The following is a 15,807-nucleotide window of genomic DNA, read 5'->3' as shown; positions in this document are numbered from 1 at the left end:
CGTGAACAAAGTCATACCTTTAACGATTCTGCTGGGTTTCACCCTGCCGGTGCTGGCAGCACCCACCCTCGTCTCCGAACAGGGCAAGGAGGAGGGCAAGCTCGCCATCCCCTATCAGATGTACAAGCTGGACAACGGCCTGACCGTTATTCTGGCCCCCGACAAGTCGGATCCGCTGGTGCATCTCGATGTTACCTATCACGTCGGATCGTCGCGCGAAACGGTCGGCAAGTCCGGTTTTGCCCACTTCTTCGAGCACATGATGTTCCAGGGCTCCAAGCACGTCGGTGATCAGGAGCATATGCGGATCATCAATGAGGCTGGTGGCGACATGAATGGCACCACCAACAAGGACCGCACCAACTACTACGAGACAGTGCCTGCCAATCAGTTGGAGAAGGTGCTCTGGCTGGAGGCGGATCGGATGGGCTTCCTGCTCGATGCCGTGAGCCAGAAGAAGTTCGAGATCCAGCGCGCTACCGTCAAGAACGAGCGGGCCCAGCGTATCGACAACCAGCCCTATGGTCTGGTGAGCGAGAAGGTGGGCGAGGCGCTCTATCCACGCACTCATCCCTACTCCTGGCAGCCCATCGGCTATGTGGAAGATCTCGACCGGGTTGACGTCAACGACCTCAAGCAGTTCTTCCTGCGCTGGTATGGCCCCAACAATGCAACCCTCACTCTGGGTGGCGACTTCGATACCAAGCAGGCCCTCGACTGGATCGAGCAGTACTTCGGCTCCATCCCGCGTGGCCCGGATGTGGCCGAGCCGACGCCAAAGCCGGTCGCCCTGCCAGAGACCCGTTACGTGACGCTGCAGGACAAGGTGCATCTGCCGCTGCTCTATATCAGCTATCCGACCGTGTCACTGGGTGATCCGCAGGAGCCGGCACTCGACATGTTTGCCGACGTGCTCGGTGGCAGCGCCAGCTCCATGCTCTACCAGTCGCTGGTTAAAACCGGCAAGGCGATCGATGCAGGCGCCTCTCACTACTGCGAAGAGTTGGCCTGTACCCTGACTGTGTACGCCTATCCCAACCCGGCAGTGGATGGCAGCCTGAAAACCCTCAAGGGGGAGGTGGACAAGGTGATCGGCGAGTTCGCCCAGCGCGGTCTCAAGCCGGAGGATCTGGAGAAGGCGATCAACAGCTATCGCGCCTCGGCCATCTGGGGACTCGACAGCGTGGATGGCAAGGTGAGTCAGCTCGCCATGGGTCAGGTGTTTGCCCAGGATCCCAACTACGTCTTCAAGACTCTCGACGCCATCGGCAAGGTGACTCCGGAGCAGGTGAAAACCGCCTACGACCAGTTCATTGCCAACAAACCGGCGGTGGTGTTGAGCGTGGTACCCAAAGGCAAGAGTGCATGGCAGGTAGCTGCACCCAACTTCACTCCCGCCAAGCGTGAGCTGCCGGATTACAGCAAGCATGACGAGGCGCTGGCCGAGCGGCCGGTGCAGGACAGCTTCGATCGCAGCGTGCAACCCAAGGTTGGTGATGCAGTCAGCGTCAAGGTGCCCACCATCTGGCACGGCAAGCTCGACAAGAACATCGAGATCATCGGCACCAAGAGTGACGAGATCCCCGCTGTTTCCATCATGATCGCCCTGCCGGGCGGTATCCGGGCCGAGGAGCAAGGGCAGCTGGGGCTGGCCAATCTGACCGCGGCCATGATGGGACAGGGTTCGGTGCGTTTGACCGAGGGGCAACTGAGCGATGAGCTGCAAAAGCTGGGCTCTTCCATCGATGTCTCCAGCGCTCAGTACAACACCCTGGTGACGATTAGCTCGCTGGCGGACAAGCTGCCCGAGACCTTGGGCCTGGTGCGTGAAGTGTTCGAACGCCCCGGGATGCGGGAGGCGGACTTCGAGCGGGTCAAGGCGCAGCTGCTGCAAGGGATGCAGCAGGCCCAGCAGCAGCCGGAATGGCTGGCCGGGCAGGCGTTCCGCGAGCTGGTCTATGGCAAGAACAGTCGTTTGGGGCAGCCTTCCGACGGAGTGCCTGCCGATGTGGCCAAGCTGACTCTGGCAGATGTGAAGCACTTCTATCAGGCCTACTACAACCCCACCAACGCCAAGGTGGTGGTGGCCGGGGATGTGACCCAGAAACAGATTGAGGAGCAGCTTGGCTTCCTGAGCGAGTGGAAAGGGGCGACGCCGACTCTGGGCGATCTCAAGTTCAAGGGCAAACAGGCCAAACCGGGAATCTATCTGGTGGACAAACCGGGTGCCCCCCAGTCGGTGATCCGCATCGGCCGCCGCGCCATGCCGTTTGATACCACTGGCGATTACTTCACCGCCGGGCTGATGAACTTCAATCTGGGTGGCAACTTCAACAGCCGTATCAACCTCAACCTGCGGGAAGACAAGGGCTACACCTATGGTGCCAGCTCCGGCTTCTCCGCCAACCGCGAGGTGGGTACCTTTGCCACCGGTGCCAATGTGCGCACCGATGCGACCGTTGATGCCATTCGCCAGTTTATCAAGGAGATGGATAACTATCGCAAGAGCGGTCCGACGCCGGTCGAGCTGGCCTATATGCGCAGCGCCGTGTCCCAGCAGGATGCCCTCTCTTACGAGACCCTCGGCCAGAAGGCAGGATTCCTGCTGCAGATGGTGATGTATGACCTGAAGCCGGACTATGTGCAGGCCCAGAGCAACCTGATCAAGACGGTATCGGCCGAGACGCTCAAGGCCAGTGCCGCCCGTTGGCTCAATCCCGCCGAGATGGTGATCGTGGTAGTGGGAGACAAGCAAAAGCTTGAAAAACCCCTGAAGGAGCTTCATCTTCCCATCTATCCGCTGCAGTTGCCGTAACTGACGCTTTATAAAAATCAAGAGCCGCCCCGGATGGGGCGGCCTCACATGAGCCGTTAATATGACTACTACAAGCTTGTCGCTCACCGAGTTGTTGAACGTTCTGGGATCACCGGAGCGGTTGACCGCCCTCAAGGGGATCCGGCGCGGGATCGAGCGCGAATGTTTGCGCATCACCCCGGATGGCCGACTCGCCCAGAGCGATCACCCGCGGGCGCTGGGCTCAGCCCTGACCCACCCCAATATCACCACCGATTACTCCGAGAGCTTGCTGGAGTTCATCACTCCGGCGACCGACTCTATCGACAGCCTGATGGAGCAGCTCGGTGATATCCATCACCACGTGATGCAGCATTTGGGTGACGAGCGGATCTGGCCGCTCTCCATGCCCTGCTTCGTCGGTGGTGAGGAGAGCATCCGGCTGGCCCAATACGGCAGCTCCAACATCGGGCGGATGAAGACCCTCTATCGCCAGGGCTTGAAGAATCGCTACGGCAGCCTGATGCAGGTGATTGCCGGCGTGCACTTCAACTTCTCCATGCCCGACAGTTTCTGGAGCGAGTGGCAGGAGCTGGAGTGCGTCGGTTGCTGCAGCCAGCGCTTTATCTCCGACAAGTACATGGGGCTTATTCGCAACGTCTACCGTTTTGGCTGGCTGGTTCCCTATCTGTTTGGCGCCTCTCCTGCCATCTGCGAATCCTTCCTCAAAGGACGCAAGAGCACTCTGCCGTTCGAGAAGACCGGCAATGGCACCCTCTATCTGCCCTACGCCACTGCGCTGCGTCTCTCCGATCTGGGCTATACCAACAGTTCCCAGGCGGGGCTCAAGATCAGTCACGACAATCTGCCAGCCTATGTCAGCAGCCTGCGCCGCGCCATCAATACCCATGATCCCGAGTTCGCCAAAATTGGGGTCAAGGTGGATGGTGAGTACCGCCAGCTCAATGACAACGTGTTGCAGCTGGAGAACGAGCTTTACGCCCCGATCCGGCCCAAGCGCACCCCGCGCAGCGGCGAGAAGCCCTCGGACGCGCTGGAGCAGCGCGGTATCGAGTACATCGAGTTGCGCACTGTGGACGTCAACCCCTTCACGCCGCTCGGGATCGATGCCGAGCAGATCCGCTTCTTCGATCTGTTCCTGGTCTGGTGCCTGCTGCGCCCGTCTGCGGTGCTGAGTGAGGAAGAGATTGCCCGCAACCGCCGCAACCAGACCAAGGTGGTGCTGGAAGGGCGTCGTCCCGGCCTGGAGCTGGAAGATGAGCAGGGGGCGGCCATTGGCCTGAAAGAGTACGGCCTCAAGTTGTTTGACGAGTTGGCGCAGGTGGCCGAGCTGCTGGATCGCTGTTGTGGCCGCAACCACTATCGCAAAACGCTGGCGATGCATCGCGAGAAGCTGCTCGACCCCGAGCTCACTTACTCTGCCCGCATGCTCAAGGAGCTGCTGGAGAGTGGCAAGGACAACGGTTGCTATGGCGACAAGCTGGCAACCCGCTATCGCGAGGAGCTGCTGGCTGCGGAACTGCAGTACTGGGATGAGGCCTATTTCGCCGGTGAGGCGAAGGATTCGCTTGCCAAGCAGCGGGAGCGAGAGCGCAGCGACAGCCTGTCATTCGACGATTTCCTGGCCGACTACTTCGGTACCAGCACGACGACTGCCTGATGGCAGACCAACAAAAGCCGCTCGATGAGCGGCTTTTTTATTTCCGGAAATCCGAGCGGTATCAGGCGTGGTTATACATGGCCTCGATTTCGCTCTGATACTTGGCTTCGATGATCTTGCGACGCAGCTTCATGGTCGGGGTGAGTTCACCCAGCTCCATGGAGAAGGCGCTCGGCAGCAGGGTGAACTTCTTCACCTGCTCGAACTTGGCCAGCTCTTTTTGCAGATCTGCGATGCGTGCCTCAAAGAACTCCTTCACCCGGGAGTTGCGCAGCAGCTCGGTCTTGCACTGGTACTGCAGATTGATGGAGCGGGCGTACTCTTCCAGCGACTCGAAGCAGGGGACGATCAGTGCCGAGACGAAGTGGCGGGCATCGGCGACGATGGCGATCTGCTCGATAAAGCGATCCTTGCCGATGGTTCCTTCCACCAGTTGCGGCGCTACGTACTTGCCATTGGAGGTTTTCATCAGCTCTTTGAGGCGCTCGGTGAAGTAGATGTTGCCCTGGCTGTCGAGCTCGGCGGCATCGCCGGTACGCAGGAAGCCATCTTCGGTCATCACCTCGGCGGTCGCTTCCGGCTTGTTGTAGTAGCCGCGCATCACGGTGGGGGAGCGCACCAGCAGCTCGTTGTTCTCACCCAGCTTCACTTCGATACCGTTCAGTACAGTGCCGATGGAGCCCAGCTTGAACTGTTGATCTTCGTAGCAGCAGACGGTGGCGGTGGTCTCGGTCATGCCGTAGCCGTACTTGAGGTTGAGCCCCATGGCCTGGAAGAAGAGGTTCACATCATCGGCGAGGCGGGCACCGGCTACCGGCAGGAAGCGGGTTCGGCCGCCAAAACGGGCGCGCAGCTTGCGAAACACCAGCCGCTCGGCGAGCCAGAGCTGGCCGTAGAGCAGGGGTGAGGCGGACTTGCCAGCCTGACGGGTGGCGACCATCTGCTTGCCGACGCGAGTGGCCCAGCCAAACAGGGCCTGGCGCAGACGGGGAGCCTGGGCAACCCGGGCCTGGATCATGGCGTAGGCCTTCTCGTAGAGGCGCGGCACGGCGCACATCACGGTCGGCTGCACCTCGCCAATCACCTCCATCACCTTCTGCGGATCGCGGATATAGACGTTCTCGGCGCCACAATAGAGCACGTAGTAGCTCCAGGCGCGCTCGAACACGTGGCTGAGCGGCAGCATGCAGAGCGACACATCCTGCTCGTTGAGGTCGAGGCGGCTGTTGTGCATCTCGAAACAGGCGGCGATGTTGCTGAAGTCGAGCATCACCCCTTTGGGCTCGCCGGTGGTGCCGGAGGTGTAGATCAGGGTCAGCAGATCATCCATCCGGTACTGGCTTTCCCGTACCCGCAGCTCCTGTTCGCTGGGCTGATGGTTGCCGGAGACCAGAAACTCCTGGAAGTGGCTCGCTTGCGGGCAGTCGCGCAGGTTGACGTTGCCGTCGAGAGCAACGATCTGGCGGATCTCGCCGCTTTCAATCAGTTGCAGCGCCTGATCGAACTGGGGCTGTTCGCCGACAAACAGCAGACCGATATTGGCATCACGCACGATATAGCGCAGCTGATCCAGGGTGCTGGTGGGGTAGATGGGGACGCTGACGCCGCGGGCGGCAAGGATGCCGAGATCGGCCTGGGTCCACTCCGGCATGTTGCGCGAGTAGATGCCGACCATCTCGGTTGGCTGGTGGCCGCAGCGGATCAGTGCCTGGGCACAGTAGTCCATGGCTTGGCCCAGAGTGCGCCAGCCGATGGCCCGCCACTGACCATCCTGCTGAACCCGCAGGGCGGCCTTGTTGCCAAGTCGGGCAATCCGTTCACGCATCAGTCGAACCAGATGAAGCTTCGGCATCAGTTAAACATCCTTTAATTACAGTTGTACGCCCACGAGGGCACTAAAAATCGGGCTAGAGTGTAAACTCCAACATTACAGCTTACAAGTGTTCGCCGTTTGTCTTGGATCACAAAGAGCGCAAATAGCTCTCCCTTTGCGCGCGCTGGTCGATACTGCAAGGAGGCCGAGAGAGGGGTAACAATATGAATCTGTGGGTGAAAGGGGCGTTGGCCTCAGTTGGGCTCATGGTGGTGGGGGGCGGTGCAGCCTGGTTCTTTCTTGGCAAGGGCGTGCAGGGGCCCGCCAATCCTTGGTATCAGGGAGCCGAGGGGTATCATCAGGCCCAGCAACAGGCGCTGGCGTTGGGTTATCCGCTGCTCTATGTGCTGGAAACCCCCAAGTGCCGCCGTTGTGGCGATCTGGAGAAAAAATTCTGGCAGAGCAAGGAGATGGCGGGCCCGCTTGCCCGGCTGGTGAAGGTGCGGCTCAACCCGGGCAAGGGGGATGGCAGCGAGCAGATCCTGCGCCGCTTTCCCAAGGTCGCTACGCCGCCCGGCATCTATATCCAGCAGCCGGGGCAGCCCCTCAGACCCATCAAGATAGTGGTGGATATCGACCAGATCTGGATGCCGGGAAAAACCTGGCAGCGTGGCTTTTATATGCCACTCTCTGCCGCCGGATTCGAGGCGGTGGTGCACACTACCTTCTCCTTACAGGACCCCGCGCTGGACAACGCCCCACTCGATTGAGGGGGCCAAGACGTTTAAGCGCGTAAGCGCGGCGAATTGGCTGGATCAGCCGAAATCGAACAGTCGCGACATCAGTACCGCATCTTCCCGGTCGTTGCCGGTGCCGTAGTAGTCGGCACGGCGGCAATATTCAGCAAAACCGGCGCTCTCGTAGAGGTTGATGGCGGTCTGGTTACCGGCCCGCACCTCAAGAAACCAGGCCTCTGCGCCAGCTTGTTTGCTGCGAGCCAGATAAGCTTGCAACAGCGCCCGTCCCAGCCCCTTGCCCTGAAAATCGGGATGAACGCAGATGTTCATCAGCGAGCTGTCGCCAGCCACAAGATCCGAGATGTAGAAACCCGCTGGCTTGCCATCGACCAGCATCAGGGTGTTGAGGTAACGGGGGCCAAAGCAGGAGAGCAGGTTGGCCTGGCTCCAGGGCTCCTTGTGGGCGGCCTGTTCGATGGGATAGACAAGGTCGAAATCGGCTTCAAGCAGGGGGCGAAACTCAGGCATGGTAGCTCCGTGGGGTAACGTCAAAGCCCGCATCGACGGGCATAGGATTCGGTCAGGCTGTATGGGCAGCCAGATGCGGTTGCAGTTGCTGCCATAGTGCCCGTTTTTCACTGCTGCAAGGGGCGATCGGACAGACGAGGGCATCGGGCCAGCGGGGATCGGCTGTCGTCAGCCAGAGCAACGGGGGCTGCTCTTGTTGCAGCCACTGCGCTTCGGGCGGCGAGTGCAGCAGGGAGACTTCGTCGGTACCGATGGCAAGCAGCTGGCAGATATCTTCCAGCAGCGTCGCGGCGGGCAGTGTCTGCGCCAGTAGCCAGAGCTTGCCGGTGGGGCGGGTGGCTTGGGGAATAACCTGCTGCGATGTGGTGATACTGGCCTCTGCGACGGTGGCGTTACCCAGCAGAGCCGGACGACGCAGCTGCCAGCTCTGAATGCCCATACGGGCCAGCATGCTTTGACGAACGGGGTCTGTCATGGGGGACTCACTCTTTAACAGCGTTGGGGGAAAATCGTCTCGGCAGGGTACACTTGAAGTGGTACCACTGCACCCTTTGCGGCCCTTGCGGGGGTTATCCGGTTTTTTTCCAGCCAGAGTCGGGTATTCTGGCTGGGCGAAAACTGGATAAATATCATAACAAGATAAACTCCAAGGACGAACAGATGGCTATCAATCCTTGGGACTATCATCATCCCAGCCTGGAAATGTCTCTATGTCGCCTATAGCTCAAGCCACTCACTCTGCGCGCGCCATTCCCATTCAGGAGCGTTTGCCCCGCCTGCTGGCGGCCCTTGGCGAGGGGCTCTATGAACGGCAGGATGCCCTGCGCCTTGGTCTGCTGGCCGCCCTTAGCGGCGAGAGCGTCTTCTTGCTGGGGCCACCCGGTATTGCCAAGAGCCTGATCGCCCGCCGCCTCAAACTGGCGTTCTTTGATGCCCGCCACTTCGAATACCTGATGACCCGCTTCAGTACGCCGGAGGAGGTGTTTGGCCCCCTCTCCATTCAGGCGCTGAAAGAGGACGGCAAATACCTGCGCCTCACCGCCGGTTATCTGCCAGAGGCCGAGGTGGTGTTCCTCGACGAGATCTGGAAGGCGGGCCCCGCCATCCTCAATACCCTGCTCACCGCCATCAACGAGCGGCAGTTTCGCAACGGCGACAGCCAGCACCCCATCCCGATGCGCTTGCTGGTCACCGCCTCCAACGAGCTGCCTGCGCCGGATAGCGGGCTGGAAGCGCTCTATGACCGGATGCTGGTGCGGATCTGGATGGACCGGGTGCAGGAGAAGTCGAACTTTCAGGCGATGCTGGCCAGCGATGGTCATGCCCATCAGAACCTGTCGGAATCTTTGCAGATCCGTGGGGATGAGTATGAGCAGTGGCAGAGTCAGATTGAGCAGGTGCGGCTGCCGGATGCCTGCTTCGAGCTTATCTATCAGCTGCGCCAGCAGCTCGACAGCCAGCTGGCCCACCGTTGTTATGTGTCGGACCGTCGCTGGAAAAAGGCGGTACGGCTGATCAAGGCGAGTGCCTTTTTCAATGGTCGCGACGAAGTGGCCCCCCTCGACCTGCTGCTGTTCAAGGATTGTCTCTGGCATGACGAAGAGTCCCGCACCGCCCTGCTGGAGATGATGACCGAGTTCTCCCGCCTCTATGGTTATCAGCAACTGGCGATGACCCGCCAGCTGCTGGCCCTGCGGGATCAGTTCAAGCAGCTTAAACAGAGCGTGGCCCAACGCCTCTGCTGCAAGGCGCGGCAACGCAAGCAGTGGTTTGGCCGGCGGGCACGGGGGATCGAGATTCCGCTTGTCAATGCCAGGCCCTTTGGCAAGCAGGTGCACTTCCATCTGCTCACCCCGGCGCCACTGGATGGCAGCGATCCCGAGCGCCTAACCAGTACATTGGTGTTCGATCGCACCCTGCTTTCCCACTGGCGTCCCACTGGCGAGGCGCTGGTGGGTTATCAGTTCGGCAATCCAAAAGAGGGACACTACGAGCTGGTGCTTGATGACGAACTGCGGCTTCATGTACTCGACATCCAGCGTCAGCAGATCCCGCTGGTGTTGATGGAGCGCAATGCCATCCCCGAGGTGGTGCTGGAGCCCTGGTTACTGGCGCTTGACGAGCAACTGAGCCAGGTCGGCAAGGTGGTGCAGGAGCTCAAACAGCAGCGCAGCCTGTTCGAGCGCCATCAGCAGCACCTCTTTATCGCCCCGCGCTGGTTGCAACAGGTGGAGGACAGCTTCTTCGTGCTGAACCGGGATCTTGAACAGTTGCGCAACGAGCTGCTTCACTGGCGTGAGCGCTTGCCAAGACTGGACGAGTAAGGGGCGCACATGCTTGAGATCGGCATGCTGGATCTGGGGCTCCTGATGGGCGAAGGGGAGCTGGCAGGGGAGGTCGCCATATTGCTGGCTGCCTCGCCCAAGATATCGGAATTTATCCGGCGCTCCCCGTTGCAGGGCAAGCTGCTGAAAAAACGTCTGCAGAGCTGGAGTGCGCAGCTGGGCGAAGAGATCCGCCACAAACCGGTGCCGGTCGCGCTGGAGCATGAGTACCTGCTCTATCAGGCCCATCGGCAACTGGCGATGACCGAGCTGGTTGGCCGCCTGCCCAGCCTGCTGGAGTCGCTGGAGCAGTACAGCCCCTTTGCCGGCGAGGCCCGCTCCTTGGTGCGCCAGCTGATGGCTCATCCTACCGAGAGCATGCGTCAACTCTTTATCGACAAGTGGCGCGCCAGTCTGGTGGGGTGCCTGCTGCAACTGCAGCAGCAGATCGCCGAGGCGGAGCGGGAGAAGCAGCGTCAGGAGATTGAAGATCAGTTGCTGGCGAGCCGTACCTTGGCCGATGCCCTCGATCCCAACCAGATTTCTGCCGGTGGCTTGTGGGATCTGGCGCAGGGAAGTTGGCACAAACGCAGCCTGGTGCTGGTCAAGCAGTATGCTCGCATGTTGCAGCGCGAGCCCCTGCTGGCGGAGATTGCCGGTCTACTCGGGCGGAGTGCGCGGGATCGGCGGGCGCAGGAGCAACCGGTGCCACCGGTCGAGGTGTTGGAGCTGGAGCCAGCCCCCAGCGATGATGTGCCGGATGATCTGGTGGGCATTCATCAGGCGAGCGATCTAATGCGGCTGTTGCCAAGCGAGGCGGTAATGCTGGGACTGCCGGAGCTGGAACTGGAGTTCTACCGCCGCTATCTGGAGCGGCGCCTGCTCAGCTACCAGTCGCGCGGTACCCTGCCGCGCCAGCGCATCATGCTGCGCACCCCGGAGCAGGGGGGCAAGCAACTGCAGCAGCGCGGTCCCTTTATCGTTTGTGTCGATACCTCCGGCTCTATGGGCGGTTATCCCGAGGAGTGTGCCAAGGCGCTGTTTCTGGCGCTGCTCAAGGTGGCGATGGATGAGAAGCGCGGCTGTTACCTGATGCTCTTCTCCACCGAGGTGGCAACCCTCGAGATCACCGCCGATACCGGGCTGGAGAAGGCGGAGCGCTTCCTCTCCATGAGTTTCCATGGGGGGACCGATCTGGTGCCCTGTCTCGAGAAGGCGCTGGCCAAGCTCGATGATCCCGCCTTTGCCAAGGCCGATGTGCTGGTCATTTCCGACTTTATCGCCCAGAGCCTGCCGCACGCCTTGCTTGATCAGATGAACCGCTATCGCCAGCGCCAGACCCGCTTTCATGCGGTGGCCATGTCCCGCCATGCCAAACCGGCGTTGCTGCGGGTGTTCGATAACAGCTGGCTGCTCGATTGCGGCTTGCGCGGTCGCTTGCTGCGCCGCTGGCAACACTGACGCCGGCCCCATTGAGCCATCTCGCCTGGTTGCAGCCTCCGCCGTGCGGCTCTGCACGGGGCTACTTCTCGCAATCTCTGTATGTTTGACGCCGGGGCGATATGATGGTCAGCATAAGCCCGACTGGCGCAAAGGGGAGAAGAGACTTCACATGATGATACGTTTCATGGCTTTGCTCTTGCTGACAGGGCTATTCGGTGGCCCCGCCAGTGCCGCGAGAGAACCACTGGTTGAGCCCAAGCTGTCCAGAGAGTTGCTGCAACTGGAGGAGGGGGTTCACCCCGAACGTGTATTTCGGCTGCGTGTTGCTGCATTGGCCGCTAACTATGCTGTCTATCCCCCCGCAGTACAGGGACGTATCACCCGTCTTCAGTGTTGGGCCATGCCTGCCGAGCGGGATGGCGAGTATCGCAATGTGGTGGCGTTTGCCGACCAGATGTTGAGCCGTGCCCGTGAGCGTCAGGATAGAACCACCGAAGCGGGGTTGCTTACCTGTCGCGGTTTTCATCGGCAGTTGCTGGGGAATATGGATGAGGCGCTGGCTGATTATGAGCAGGCTCTGCAGATAGCACGCGAGCTGGGCGACAAGGTTCAGGAGGCGGGGATCCTCAACTACCGGGGCGACATGCTGGCTTATCAGGGCAAGCTTGCTGCCGGATTGCAGTCGTTGATGATGGCTCATGGCAGCTATGAAGCGCTGGGGCTGAGCAGCAAGGCCCGGGAGGTGCTGGCCAATATCGCCAACACCTATCGGCGGATGGGACTTTATGAGCGGGCTGAGGGTTACTTCAAAGAGCTGGCACAAGCGTACAACGATGAGGATGAGGTCGAGCATCACATCGATATTCTCGCCCAGCAGGGGCTGCTCTATAGCGAAATGGGACAGTATAAACGGGCCCGGCCTCTGCTGGAGCAAGCCGAAAAATACTACCAGCAGCAACATCAGGATGGTTTGCTTGCCTGGAGCAAAATCGAGTTGGCAACCATTCTGCTCCAGCAGGGGCAGACAGCGGCGGCCATGACCCAACTGCAGCACGCAGAGGTGATTTTACACCGCGATGGTGACATTGACAGTGCTACGGTGGGGCACTGGCAACTGGTGATGGGCATGGTGCTGGAGGCTGCAGGAGAGCTGAATGGGGCACTGGATAGCCTGGCGCTCGCAGAACCCATTTTTGTGAAGGAAAATAATAAGCGCTTTTTAAGCCGCCTCTATGAAGTGCGTGCACGACTCCTGGAGCAGAAGGGGAATATCCGCGAGTCACTGGCCAACCTCAAGCTGTACGTCAAGACCAAAATGGAAGTGGAGAAGGGGCTCATGGAGCAGCGCTCTCTCCAGATCCGCTTTGAGTTCGAACTGGCACGTAAAGAGCTTGCCAATCAGTCCCTCAAGACCAGGCAGTTATTGCAGGATGCGGAGATTGAGCAGTTGCACGAGCGGCGTTTCTGGCAATATCTGGTACTTGGTCTGGTGGTGCTGGTCATGGGGATGTTGGTGGTATATCAGTATCGCCGGACCGATCAGATGCATCGTCTGGCGATGACTGACGAGCTCACCGGCATCCATAACCGTCGCCAAATTCTGGCACAGGGCGAGACCTGGTTCAGGCAAGCTCGGGCGAGTGAGAAGCCATTCAGTGTGCTGCTGCTGGATATCGACCATTTCAAGCAGGTGAATGACCAGCTTGGCCACCATATTGGCGATCGGGTGCTGATTGCGGTGGCGTGTTGTATTGCTGCCCAGCTTGGCGCTCAGGCTCAGGTTGGACGCAATGGTGGGGAGGAGTTTCTGGTGCTGCTGCCCGAGCGAGATTTGCACGAGGCGGCTAACCTGGCTGAGCGGATCCGCCAGCGGGTTTCACAGCTGTCTATTGATGAGATGCCTGAGGGATGGCCTATCCATGTAAGTATCGGGTGTGCCCAGCTGGGCCCGTATGATGAAGCCCTGGATGGTCTGATTCAGCGAGCGGATGCCGCCATGTATCGGGCCAAGCAGTCTGGCCGGAATCTGGTGATCTGTGCCGAGTAGCGAGCCCCGCGCTCTTCAGGTTCTCGCTTCTTGTTTTTTAATTAGCCAGTACCGCCGAATCTCCCAAGCCGGGCTGGGTATTTTTCACTCGCGCGGGTATAATGTCGCGCAATTTTGCTTTGACTCAGGCGAGAAGACCCATGTAACGCAACCCTCTTCCTCTCTCCACCGACAGGTCTGATACCCGTCCGCGTGGCCCGTTGCGTATCCATGCCGGACCGTGAGTCAATGCGGCATCCCGGAATTACTCCCACGGTGGCTCAGGCCGCCGCCCAAATAGAAGAACGTTGAATTATGTCAGCTGAATTTCTGAGTGAAGTCTCCAAGAGACGCACTTTTGCGATCATCTCGCACCCGGATGCGGGTAAAACCACCATCACCGAAAAAGTCCTGCTGTTCGGACAGGCCATTCAGCGCGCCGGTACCGTCAAGGGCCGTGGCTCAGGCCAGCATGCCAAATCCGACTGGATGGAGATGGAGAAGCAGCGTGGTATCTCCATCACCACCTCGGTGATGCAGTTCCCCTATGCCGACTGTCTGGTCAACCTGCTCGATACCCCGGGTCACGAGGACTTCTCCGAAGATACCTACCGTACCCTGACGGCGGTCGACTGCTGCCTGATGGTCATCGATGCCGCCAAGGGTGTTGAAGACCGGACCCGCAAGCTGATGGAAGTAACCCGGCTGCGCGACACCCCCATCCTCACCTTCATGAACAAACTGGATCGTGAAGTGCGTGACCCGATGGAAGTGATGGACGAGGTGGAGCGCGAGCTGAAGATCATGTGCGCCCCCATCACCTGGCCGATCGGCTGTGGCAAATCCTTCAAGGGTGTCTACCACCTCTACAAGGATGAGACCTATCTCTATCAGACCGGTCAGGGCCACACCATCCAGGAGAAGCGGGTGGTCAAGGGGTTGAACAACCCGGATCTGGATGCCGCCATCGGCGAAGATCTGGCTGCCCAACTGCGCGGCGAGCTGGAGCTGGTGCAGGGTGCCTCCCCCGAGTTCGATCACGATGCCTTTATCGCTGGCGAGATGACCCCGGTCTTCTTCGGTACCGCACTGGGTAACTTCGGTGTCGACCACATGCTGGATGGTCTGACCGACTGGGCACCGGCTCCCATGCCGCGCAAGGCCGAGAGCCGCGAGGTGGAAGCGACCGAGGAGAAATTCTCCGGCTTCGTGTTCAAGATCCAGGCGAACATGGATCCGAAACACCGCGACCGTATTGCCTTTATGCGTATCGTGTCAGGCACTTACAGCAAGGGCATGAAGATGCGCCATGTGCGTATCGGCAAGGATGTGAACATCTCCGACGCCGTTACCTTCATGGCCGGTGACCGGGAGCAGGCGGAAGACGCCTTCGCCGGTGACATCATCGGTCTGCACAACCACGGCACCATCCAGATCGGCGACACCTTCACCCAGGGTGAGGATCTCAAGTTCACCGGTATCCCGAACTTCGCGCCGGAACTGTTCCGCCGCATCCGCTTGCGCGACCCGCTCAAGCAGAAGCAGCTGCTCAAGGGGCTGGTGCAGCTCTCCGAAGAGGGCGCGGTGCAGGTGTTCCGTCCGCTGATCAGCAACGATCTCATCGTCGGTGCGGTCGGTGTGCTGCAGTTTGACGTGGTGGTATCGCGTCTGAAGAGCGAATACAACGTCGAAGCCCTGTACGAGGCGGTCAACGTCTCCACCGCCCGCTGGGTGGAAGGGACCGACGTCAAAAAGTTCGAAGAGTTCAAGCGCAAGAACGAGGTCAACCTGGCCCTCGATGGCGGTGACAACCTCACCTACATCGCGCCGACCATGGTCAACCTGCGCCTGGCACAGGAGCGTCATCCGGACGTCGAGTTCCGCCAGACCCGCGAGCATTGATACTGCTTACCGAATCCCGCCAGATGGCGGGATTTTTTTATCTCTCAAGGAGGGAAGATGGCTGAGTCGATGAATCCTGCCTGCTCGGCTCTGGTTGAGCGTTATCTGTTATCCCTACCCGTTGAAGCACGGGTTCGCCATGTGTCTGCTGACTACTTTTGTGCTGATGAACACAATGCCAATCTTTGTGCCGAGCTGGTGGCAGCAGGGAGCAAGCGTGCCACCTGTAGTCTGGCCTACTGGTATCTGGAGAAGGGCGAACGGATCTCAAAACAGGGTGACCTGCTGGTAGTGACCGACTGGAGCGGTCAACCGAAGGCGCTGGTTGAAATGCTATCTGTCACCTTGTGCCCTTTCGACGAGATTGATGCTGCGTTTGCTGCCGAGGAGGGAGAGGGCGATGGCTCTCTGGCCTGGTGGCGCGAGGCACACAGGACCTTCTTCGAACGGGAGATGAAGGCGGAAGGGGGCGAATTTGATGAGCACGCCATGCTGGTGCTGGAGCGATTCCGGGTGGTGGCACTGCCGCAGTAGATGAGTCGGGCAAGCAGGCGAGCTC

Annotated in this window: 11 protein-coding genes; 8 read left to right on the top strand and 3 right to left on the bottom strand. The window is 60.0% G+C overall.

All coding sequences use genetic code 11. The features are described 5' to 3' along the window. Position 1 precedes the first annotated feature (1 nt). Together ACE1BR_RS03815 and gshA are read left to right on the top strand one after the other, a co-directional pair. On the top strand, positions 2–2,815 hold the full coding sequence (locus ACE1BR_RS03815; protein WP_374867764.1) for a M16 family metallopeptidase: 2,814 nt from the start codon (positions 2–4) through the stop codon (positions 2,813–2,815). A 61-nt stretch (positions 2,816–2,876) separates the two neighbouring features. After that, positions 2,877–4,475 carry a glutamate--cysteine ligase gene (gshA, locus tag ACE1BR_RS03810; RefSeq protein WP_374867762.1) on the top strand — a complete coding sequence of 533 codons (1,599 nt, stop codon included), beginning with the start codon at positions 2,877–2,879 and terminating at the stop codon, positions 4,473–4,475. Between the two features lie 61 nt (positions 4,476–4,536). Here gshA and ACE1BR_RS03805 read toward each other — a convergent pair whose 3' ends face one another. Then, a complete protein-coding gene (locus ACE1BR_RS03805) occupies positions 4,537–6,327 on the bottom strand; it encodes an AMP-dependent synthetase/ligase (protein ID WP_374867760.1) in 1,791 nt (596 codons plus the stop codon). Between the two features lie 185 nt (positions 6,328–6,512). On the opposite strand from ACE1BR_RS03805, the gene ACE1BR_RS03800 reads away from it, so the two are divergent. Next, the gene (locus ACE1BR_RS03800) at positions 6,513–7,058 is read left to right on the top strand and encodes a hypothetical protein (RefSeq protein ID WP_374867759.1); all 546 of its coding nucleotides are present in this window, start codon (positions 6,513–6,515) and stop codon (positions 7,056–7,058) included. A gap of 45 nt (positions 7,059–7,103) precedes the next feature. Here ACE1BR_RS03800 and rimI read toward each other — a convergent pair whose 3' ends face one another. Both rimI and ACE1BR_RS03790 read right to left on the bottom strand, forming a co-directional pair. Continuing rightward, the gene (gene rimI, locus ACE1BR_RS03795) at positions 7,104–7,553 is read right to left on the bottom strand and encodes a ribosomal protein S18-alanine N-acetyltransferase (RefSeq protein WP_374867757.1); all 450 of its coding nucleotides are present in this window, start codon (positions 7,551–7,553) and stop codon (positions 7,104–7,106) included. 52 nt (positions 7,554–7,605) lie between these two features. Next, positions 7,606–8,028, bottom strand: coding sequence for a DNA polymerase III subunit psi (locus ACE1BR_RS03790; RefSeq protein WP_374867755.1), 423 nt, complete (start codon positions 8,026–8,028; stop codon positions 7,606–7,608). Between the two features lie 235 nt (positions 8,029–8,263). On the opposite strand from ACE1BR_RS03790, the gene ACE1BR_RS03785 reads away from it, so the two are divergent. The 5 genes from ACE1BR_RS03785 (at position 8,264) to ACE1BR_RS03765 (ending at position 15,782) form a co-directional block, all read left to right on the top strand. Further along, a complete protein-coding gene (locus ACE1BR_RS03785) occupies positions 8,264–9,877 on the top strand; it encodes an ATPase RavA domain-containing protein (protein WP_374867753.1) in 1,614 nt (537 codons plus the stop codon). 9 nt (positions 9,878–9,886) lie between these two features. Continuing rightward, positions 9,887–11,338, top strand: a complete 1,452-nt coding sequence (gene viaA / locus ACE1BR_RS03780) for an ATPase RavA stimulator ViaA (RefSeq protein WP_374867751.1) — start codon at positions 9,887–9,889, stop codon at positions 11,336–11,338. 154 nt (positions 11,339–11,492) lie between these two features. After that, a complete protein-coding gene (locus tag ACE1BR_RS03775; protein ID WP_374868059.1) occupies positions 11,493–13,367 on the top strand; it encodes a diguanylate cyclase in 1,875 nt (624 codons plus the stop codon). Positions 13,368–13,661: 294 nt separating this feature from the next. After that, positions 13,662–15,248, top strand: a complete 1,587-nt coding sequence (prfC, locus tag ACE1BR_RS03770; protein WP_374867749.1) for a peptide chain release factor 3 — start codon at positions 13,662–13,664, stop codon at positions 15,246–15,248. Between the two features lie 57 nt (positions 15,249–15,305). After that, positions 15,306–15,782 (top strand): ASCH domain-containing protein, encoded by a 477-nt coding sequence (locus ACE1BR_RS03765; RefSeq protein WP_374867747.1) that lies wholly within the window; start codon positions 15,306–15,308, stop codon positions 15,780–15,782. Positions 15,783–15,807 lie beyond the last annotated feature (25 nt).

This window comes from Aeromonas sp. MdU4, assembly GCF_041929505.1.
GTDB lineage: Bacteria > Pseudomonadota > Gammaproteobacteria > Enterobacterales > Aeromonadaceae > Aeromonas.
This window is presented reverse-complemented; position numbering and strand designations above follow the sequence as displayed.

Bases quoted from the DNA above. Each gene is read 5' to 3' on its own strand.
- ACE1BR_RS03800 (WP_374867759.1), top strand. From the start codon at position 6,513: ATGAATCTGTGGGTGAAAGGGGCGTTGGCCTCAGTTGGGCTCATGGTG.
- prfC (WP_374867749.1), top strand. From the start codon at position 13,662: ATGTCAGCTGAATTTCTGAGTGAAGTCTCCAAGAGACGCACTTTTGCG.
- gshA (WP_374867762.1), top strand. From the start codon at position 2,877: ATGACTACTACAAGCTTGTCGCTCACCGAGTTGTTGAACGTTCTGGGA.
- ACE1BR_RS03765 (WP_374867747.1), top strand. From the start codon at position 15,306: ATGGCTGAGTCGATGAATCCTGCCTGCTCGGCTCTGGTTGAGCGTTAT.
- viaA (WP_374867751.1), top strand. From the start codon at position 9,887: ATGCTTGAGATCGGCATGCTGGATCTGGGGCTCCTGATGGGCGAAGGG.
- rimI (WP_374867757.1), bottom strand. From the start codon at position 7,553: ATGCCTGAGTTTCGCCCCCTGCTTGAAGCCGATTTCGACCTTGTCTAT.
- ACE1BR_RS03805 (WP_374867760.1), bottom strand. From the start codon at position 6,327: ATGCCGAAGCTTCATCTGGTTCGACTGATGCGTGAACGGATTGCCCGA.
- ACE1BR_RS03785 (WP_374867753.1), top strand. From the start codon at position 8,264: ATGTCGCCTATAGCTCAAGCCACTCACTCTGCGCGCGCCATTCCCATT.
- ACE1BR_RS03775 (WP_374868059.1), top strand. From the start codon at position 11,493: ATGATACGTTTCATGGCTTTGCTCTTGCTGACAGGGCTATTCGGTGGC.
- ACE1BR_RS03790 (WP_374867755.1), bottom strand. From the start codon at position 8,028: ATGACAGACCCCGTTCGTCAAAGCATGCTGGCCCGTATGGGCATTCAG.